Raw genomic sequence first — 6,222 nt, 5'->3', positions numbered from 1 at the left:
CCCTGGTGCAGGTGCTCGCGGAGGGGCTGCCCCAGTGGCGGCAGCGGCCGCTGGTGGTGCCGGTGCCGAGCTGGAAACGGCAGGGCAACCCCTTGCCGGGGCTGGTGTGCCGCCAGCTCGTCCGCCAGCTGGGCTACCGCCGGGCCGATCTGCTGGTGCGGTCCCGGCCCGTGCTCGGCCAGCACCACCTCGGCAGGGCCCTGCGCCTGGCCAACCAGCAGGGGGCCTTCCTCTGCCGCCGCGGGCCCCGTCTCGGCGAGGCCCTGGGCCGGCCGGTCCTGATCGTCGACGACATCCTCACCAGCGGGGCCACCGGCTGCAGCGCCGCCACGGCCCTCGAATCCCTCGGCTGGCAGGTGGTGGGACTCCTCTGCCTGGCCCGCACGCCCCGGGGCCGCACCCGGAGGGGCCGGTCCGCCAGCGGGCCGTGATCTAAGATCGCTTCGTCGCTTCGGCGACGGGCCGGGATAGCTCAGTTGGTAGAGCAGGCGACTGAAAATCGCCGTGTCCCCAGTTCAAATCTGGGTCCTGGCATTGCGTGCGGACTGCTCTGCAGCCCATCACCATGCCCCATCAGCCCTCGACGTCCAGCCAGATCTTCAACAACGCCGACAGCTTCGCCCAGGCGTTCGATGAGGCCTGGCAGGACCACAGTCGACAGGATCCCTGCCACGGTCTCTCGAGCGCCGAGAAGCTGGAAGCGATCCTCGGCCTGGTGGCCAGCCACCCCTTCGCCGAAGCCGATCCGGCCATGGCCCGTCAGGTGGGCGCCTTCCGGATCCGCCTGCTCGACCTCTAGGTGGCGTTCATGCGCAGCTCCCTCGCCCGCCTTCTCCAGTTGCTGAGCGCTGGCTTCAGCAACCAGAGCCAGGCCTTCGACAATCCGCCCCTCTACGCCCACATCCTGGTCAAGTTCCGGCCGCTGCCCCAGCTGGCTCCGGGCTCCCTGCTCCTGGAGCAGTCCTACGCCATCTCACCTGGCACGCCCTACAGAATCCGGGTGCTGCGTGCCGAACGCCGCGACGGCGGGTTGATCATCCACAACCAGGCCCTTCAGGACGAGCAACGTTTCTGGGGCGCCATCGAGGATGAGGGGCGGCGCCGCAGCATCGCCGACGCCGACCTCCTGCCCCTCGAGGGCTGCACCTACGTGGTGCGGGAGGTGGGCGACGGCTTCACCGGTGAGGTGGAGCCCGGCTGCCGCTGTCTCGTGGAGCGCAAGGGAAGCCTCGCCTACCTGGTCAGCAGCTTCGAGATCGATTCCAACGGCATGCGCACCATCGACCGGGGCCACGATCCGGCCACCCATGAGCAGCTCTGGGGATCCCTGGCCGGCCCCTTCGAGTTCGAGCGCACCGACGACTACCGGTCCGAACTCCCCGCCGCCTGGCTGGAGATCTGATCGGACAGGGGTCCCTTCAGCCGGCGATCAGCTCGTCCATGAAAGGCTGCTCCCCCTCCTCCAGAAAGGGATCGACCTCCTCCGCAGCCAGATCGAAGGAGTCCGCCAGCGGCCGGGAGGCCGGCGGCTCCTGCTGCAGGGCCGGCGGCTGCACCGCCTGCAGATGGCGAGAGGCTCCGGTGCGATCCAGACCCCGCAGGGCCGCCTCGATCCTGGCCAGGCGCTCCTCGGTGTCCCCGAGGCGCTCGTCCATGGCGGCCCCATGGGCGGCCTCGAGGTCGGCGACCTCCTCCAGCCGTGCACCGATGCGATCCTCGTGGCCCCCGAGCCGTTCCTCGAGCTCCAGCAGGCGGTAGGTGAGCGCTTCGGCCACCTGGGACAACACCTGCAGCTGATCGGCCAACCGGAGGGAAGAGTCCTCGGATGGGGACACAACAGAAGCCATGACGGCACCGGGATGATGGCCGGATGGTATCGGCGTGGGGCCGGCCCGCCAGGGGTGGGCCTGGCCGGGGGGTTTGTAACGATTCTGAAAACCCTGTCGTGGCGAGCGGACAGACCCATAGGATCCGCCTTGCAGCCCATGATCGGGACGTTTCCTGCAGCCGTCCTCGAAGGCGTCTGCTGATCCGCAGTGGCCATGCGCCCTGCCCATGCGCCCTGCCCACTGACCTTCACTCCAACGCCTCTCCCCCCGGCACCCACGCTCATGACACTTGCCAACGCTGCCTATCTGGGCATCGAGCGTTTCTCCAGCGACCGCAACAAGGAAAACTGGACGAACGCCACCGAAAACGACAAGGCCGCCCTGATCCGCGCCGTCTACAAGCAGGTGCTCGGCAATCAGTACGTCATGGCCAGCGAGCGGCTCACGGGTCCGGAGTCTCTCTTCAAGCGCGGCTACCTCAGCGTGCGGGAGTTCGTGCGCCAGGTGGCCAAGAGCGGTCTCTACAAGGCCAAGTTCTTCGAGAACTGCAACCCCTACCGCTTCATCGAGCTGAACTTCAAGCATCTCCTCGGCCGGGCTCCCCAGAACAAGGCGGAGATGCTGCACCACTTCACGATCCTGCAGGAGCAGGGCTACGACGCCGAGATCGATTCCTACCTCGACAGCGCCGAGTACCAGAATCGCTTCGGCGAAGAGGTGGTTCCCTACCTGCATGGCTGGGACTATTCCTCCGGCCAGCAGGGCCTGCAGTTCTCCTACATGCTGCAGCTGACCCGTGGGGTGGGGGCTTCGGTCCGTGGCGATCTGCTCAAGAACCAGTCGCGCCTCAACCCCTCGGTGCACGCGGAAGCCCCCCTGCCGGTGGTGAGCCCCAACGCCCGGGGCAGCGTTTTCCGCAAGGTCACCACCGACGGCATCACCCGCCAGGGTGTCGGCGCCGGTGAAGAGGGACGCACCTTCCGGGTCGAGATCTCCGGCTTCAACAACTACCGCCTGCACAAACGCAGCAACCGGGTGCGCTTCATCCCCTTCAACAAGCTGCTGCAGACCCAGCAGCAGATCCTCCGCGAAGGCGGCCGCATCGCCAGCATCACCCCGGTCAACTGAACCGGGTTCCCGTTCCGCCTTTCCCCCCTACCCCTCCGAATCCATGAAGGTTTCCGCAGGTACCCGAGGCACCGGCCTCAACAGTTCCCGCCAGGTGGCGTTCACCGTCACAGGTGTCAACAACAACGACTACTCCCGCACCGCGGACATGGTCATGAACGTGCCGTTCACCCGCATGAACGAGACGATGCGCCTCGTCCACGCCATGGGCGGCAAGATCGTCAGCGTCTCCGTGACCGGCGGCGGCACCGGCTCCGAGGCGCCGGCCCCCCGCAAGGGCAAAGCGAAAGCCGAAGGCTGAGGCCATCCCTCGATCCGGCCGTTCGATGGGGTCCCCTGCATGGGGGCCCTTTTTCATGGGGCGTCTGAATGGGCCGGATTCGTGGGTCGGAACGGCGGGCCTTACACCCATCCGCCGGATGAACCGTCCAGGCTGAACGCCAGCGGCGGGGCGGATGGCCAAAACCGCTGCGGCCGCTTGGATCCTGGCGGTGGTGACCATTTATTAAGGCGCCCCCATCCACCGGACGCCGTCACCAACAATAGGTAGGTCTTTCGGAGCGATGCCCGGCCCTGGCCAGGCGATCATCGAAAGCAACGACGCAGTCGACGTCAGCCCTCCCTCCGGACTGACGATCCAGACTCGACCCCCTTACCCACCCAATCCCGACGTTCGACGTCGAGAACAGGAGCTAACTCAATGTTCGACGCCTTCACCAAGGTCGTTGCTCAGGCTGATGCCCGCGGCGAATTCCTCAACGCTGGTCAGATCGACGCCCTGGCGTCGATGGTTGCCGAGAGCAACAAGCGCATGGATGCCGTGAACCGCATCACCTCCAACGCTTCCAAGATCGTCACCAACGCGGCCCGCGATCTGTTCGACCAACAGCCCGCCCTGATCGCTCCCGGCGGCAACGCCTACACCCATCGCCGCATGGCTGCCTGCCTGCGCGACATGGAGATCGTTCTCCGCTACGTCACCTACGCCATCTTCACCGGTGACGCTTCCGTCCTGGAAGATCGCTGCCTCAACGGCCTCCGCGAGACCTACCTCGCCCTCGGCGTGCCCGGCGCTTCCGTCGCTGAAGGCATCCGCAAGATGAAGGACGCTGCCATCGGCATCGCCAACGACCGCAACGGCATCACCCAGGGCGACTGCTCCTCCCTGATGTCCGAAATCGGCACCTACTTCGATCGCGCAGCCGCGGCTGTCGCCTGATCGGTCGTCGACTGATCGTCGCCTCATCTTCCGGTTCACCTTCCACCTAACCCCCTTCTCATGAAGACTCCCCTCACCGAGGCCGTCGCAGCCGCTGATTCCCAGGGCCGCTTCCTCTCCAACACCGAGCTCAACGCCGCCTTCGGCCGCTTCGAGCGCGCCAAGAACGCCCTGGAAGCCGCCAAGGCCCTCACCGCCAACGCCGACTCCCTGGTGAACGGCGCCGCCCAGGCCGTCTACAACAAGTTCCCCTACACCACCCAGATGCAGGGGAGCAACTACGCCTCCGACGCCCGCGGCAAGGCCAAGTGTGCCCGTGACATCGGTTACTACCTCCGCATGGTCACCTACTGCCTGGTCGCCGGTGGCACCGGCCCCATGGATGAGTACCTCGTGGCCGGTCTCGACGAGATCAACCGCACCTTCGAGCTCTCCCCCTCCTGGTACGTCGAGGCCCTGACCTACATCAAGGCCAACCACGGCGTCTCCGGCGATGCCGGCGTCATCGCCAACAACTACATCGATTACGCCATCAGCGCTCTCGTCTGAGCTCCAACGGCCATCGTTGTCTCAGGGTCCCCTTCGGGGGGCCCTTTTTTTTCTGGCTGGATTCCCGCCGGTCCGAAGTCCCCGGGTTCTCATCTGCTGTAACGATCGAACATCATCTCGAATTCCTGTGCGGAGTTCCTCATAGGATCAGAACGGTGCACCGTACGCGTGCAGTCCTCCCCCCTTCTGGCCCGCCATCCATGACCCTCGTCAATGCGCCCTATCTGGGCATCGAACGCTTCGCGAACGACCGCAACAAGGAAAACTGGTCCAATGCGTCCGATCAGGATAAGAGCACGATCATCCGCACCGTTTATCAGCAGGTGCTCGGACGCCAGTACATCATGGAGAGCGAGCGTCTTGAGGGTGCCGAGTCGCTGTTCCGCAACGGCTATCTGAGCGTGCGCGAGTTCGTGCGTGCCGTGGCCAAGAGTGGCCTCTACCGCGCCAAGTTCTTCGAGAACTGCAACCCGTATCACTTCATTGAGCTCAACTTCAAGCATCTGCTGGGCCGTGCCCCCCAGAACAAGGCAGAGATGCTGGATCACTTCACCATCCTGCAGGAGCAGGGTGTTGATGCCGAGATCGATTCCTACATCGACAGCGCCGAGTACCAGGAGCGCTTCGGGGAGGAAGTGGTCCCCTATCTGACCGGCTGGGACTACTCCGCCGGCCAGCAGGGGCGTCAGTTCTCCTGGCTGATGCAGCTGGCCCGGGGCGCCGCGGCTTCGGTGAAAGGTGACACCGCCGGCACCAACTTCCGCCTCGGCAAGGCCCTGCACCAGGACCGGGCCGTTCCGGTGGTGAGCCCCAACGCCAAGGGTTCGGCCTTCCAGCCCAGCCAGGTGGCCAATGAATCGATCACCAAGATGGCCAAGGGCATCGGCCAGAAGGCCAAGGTGTATCGCATCGAAGTGACCGGACTCAACGAGTACCGGCTGCACAAGCGCAGCAACATCGTTCGTTTCGTGCCCTTCAACAAACTGCTGGAAGCCCAGCAGATGATCCATCGCCAAGGCGGAAGGGTCGCCAGCGTCACCCCGGTGAACTGAGCGTCAGGTCCACCTTTCAGGTCCACGGCCTTGTGCCTCCCGGCCCCCTTCGGCGTGATGCCGAGGGGGCCTTTTTTATGGCCTGGCCGCATGGGGATCACGCCAGGATCGCGGCTTGCGAGTGTTCATCGGGGCACAAATCAGGCCCGCGATGTAGTGCCCAACAGGCCCACGACTGAGACCAGCCAGAGGAGACCAGTGGCTACCGATGACCCTTTGTAAACTTCACGGATCCTGGAGCGATTCTTTCAGACAATAAGTTCGTGCTCAGCACAGGTGAACGTCCTTGGCGTTCCCACCCCCTTACCCACCCCACCACGACGTTCGACGTCGAGAACAGGAGCTAACTCAATGTTCGACGCCTTCACCAAGGTCGTTGCTCAGGCTGATGCCCGCGGCGAATTCCTCAACGCTGGTCAGATCGACGCCCTGGCGTCGATGGTTG

Annotated in this window: 9 protein-coding genes, 1 tRNA gene and 1 pseudogene; 10 read left to right on the top strand and 1 reads right to left on the bottom strand. The window is 65.1% G+C overall.

Annotated elements, in window-relative coordinates:
* The 4 genes from VB737_RS14200 to VB737_RS14185 form a co-directional block, all read left to right on the top strand.
* Nucleotides 1-431: ComF family protein (locus VB737_RS14200; protein ID WP_500313911.1), on the top strand; the 431-nt coding region annotated here is incomplete at its 5' end.
* Between the two features lie 30 nt (nucleotides 432-461).
* Nucleotides 462-534 (top strand) — tRNA-Phe (locus VB737_RS14195).
* 31 nt (nucleotides 535-565) lie between these two features.
* The gene (locus VB737_RS14190; RefSeq protein ID WP_500313910.1) at nucleotides 566-799 is read left to right on the top strand and encodes a hypothetical protein; all 234 of its coding nucleotides are present in this window, start codon (nucleotides 566-568) and stop codon (nucleotides 797-799) included.
* Nucleotides 800-808: 9 nt separating this feature from the next.
* Nucleotides 809-1,402, top strand: a complete 594-nt coding sequence (locus VB737_RS14185) for a chromophore lyase CpcT/CpeT (protein ID WP_500313908.1) — start codon at nucleotides 809-811, stop codon at nucleotides 1,400-1,402.
* Between the two features lie 16 nt (nucleotides 1,403-1,418).
* On the opposite strand, the gene VB737_RS14180 is transcribed toward VB737_RS14185, so the two are convergent.
* A complete protein-coding gene (locus VB737_RS14180; RefSeq protein ID WP_500313907.1) occupies nucleotides 1,419-1,847 on the bottom strand; it encodes a hypothetical protein in 429 nt (142 codons plus the stop codon).
* 264 nt (nucleotides 1,848-2,111) lie between these two features.
* Between VB737_RS14180 and VB737_RS14175 the strand changes: the two genes are divergently transcribed.
* The 6 genes and pseudogenes from VB737_RS14175 to VB737_RS14150 all read left to right on the top strand — a co-directional run.
* Nucleotides 2,112-2,957, top strand: coding sequence for a phycobilisome rod-core linker polypeptide (locus VB737_RS14175; protein WP_500313905.1), 846 nt, complete (start codon nucleotides 2,112-2,114; stop codon nucleotides 2,955-2,957).
* Nucleotides 2,958-3,000: 43 nt separating this feature from the next.
* Nucleotides 3,001-3,258 (top strand): rod-capping linker protein CpcD domain-containing protein, encoded by a 258-nt coding sequence (locus VB737_RS14170; RefSeq protein WP_015109238.1) that lies wholly within the window; start codon nucleotides 3,001-3,003, stop codon nucleotides 3,256-3,258.
* Between the two features lie 399 nt (nucleotides 3,259-3,657).
* The gene (gene cpcB / locus VB737_RS14165) at nucleotides 3,658-4,176 is read left to right on the top strand and encodes a C-phycocyanin subunit beta (protein WP_106221918.1); all 519 of its coding nucleotides are present in this window, start codon (nucleotides 3,658-3,660) and stop codon (nucleotides 4,174-4,176) included.
* Between the two features lie 60 nt (nucleotides 4,177-4,236).
* Nucleotides 4,237-4,725: a C-phycocyanin subunit alpha gene (gene cpcA, locus VB737_RS14160; protein ID WP_015109240.1), complete on the top strand. Its 489-nt coding sequence runs from the start codon at nucleotides 4,237-4,239 to the stop codon at nucleotides 4,723-4,725.
* Nucleotides 4,726-4,925: 200 nt separating this feature from the next.
* Nucleotides 4,926-5,777, top strand: coding sequence for a phycobilisome rod-core linker polypeptide (locus VB737_RS14155; RefSeq protein WP_500313903.1), 852 nt, complete (start codon nucleotides 4,926-4,928; stop codon nucleotides 5,775-5,777).
* Between the two features lie 351 nt (nucleotides 5,778-6,128).
* Nucleotides 6,129-6,222: pseudogene (locus VB737_RS14150) on the top strand (phycocyanin subunit beta); the annotation flags it as partial.

Origin of the sequence: Synechococcus sp. BA-120 BA3 (assembly GCF_034931285.1) — a bacterium.
GTDB lineage: Bacteria > Cyanobacteriota > Cyanobacteriia > PCC-6307 > Cyanobiaceae > Cyanobium.
The sequence above is the reverse complement of the archived record's forward strand: the minus strand, read 5'-3'. Positions and strand labels throughout refer to the sequence as shown.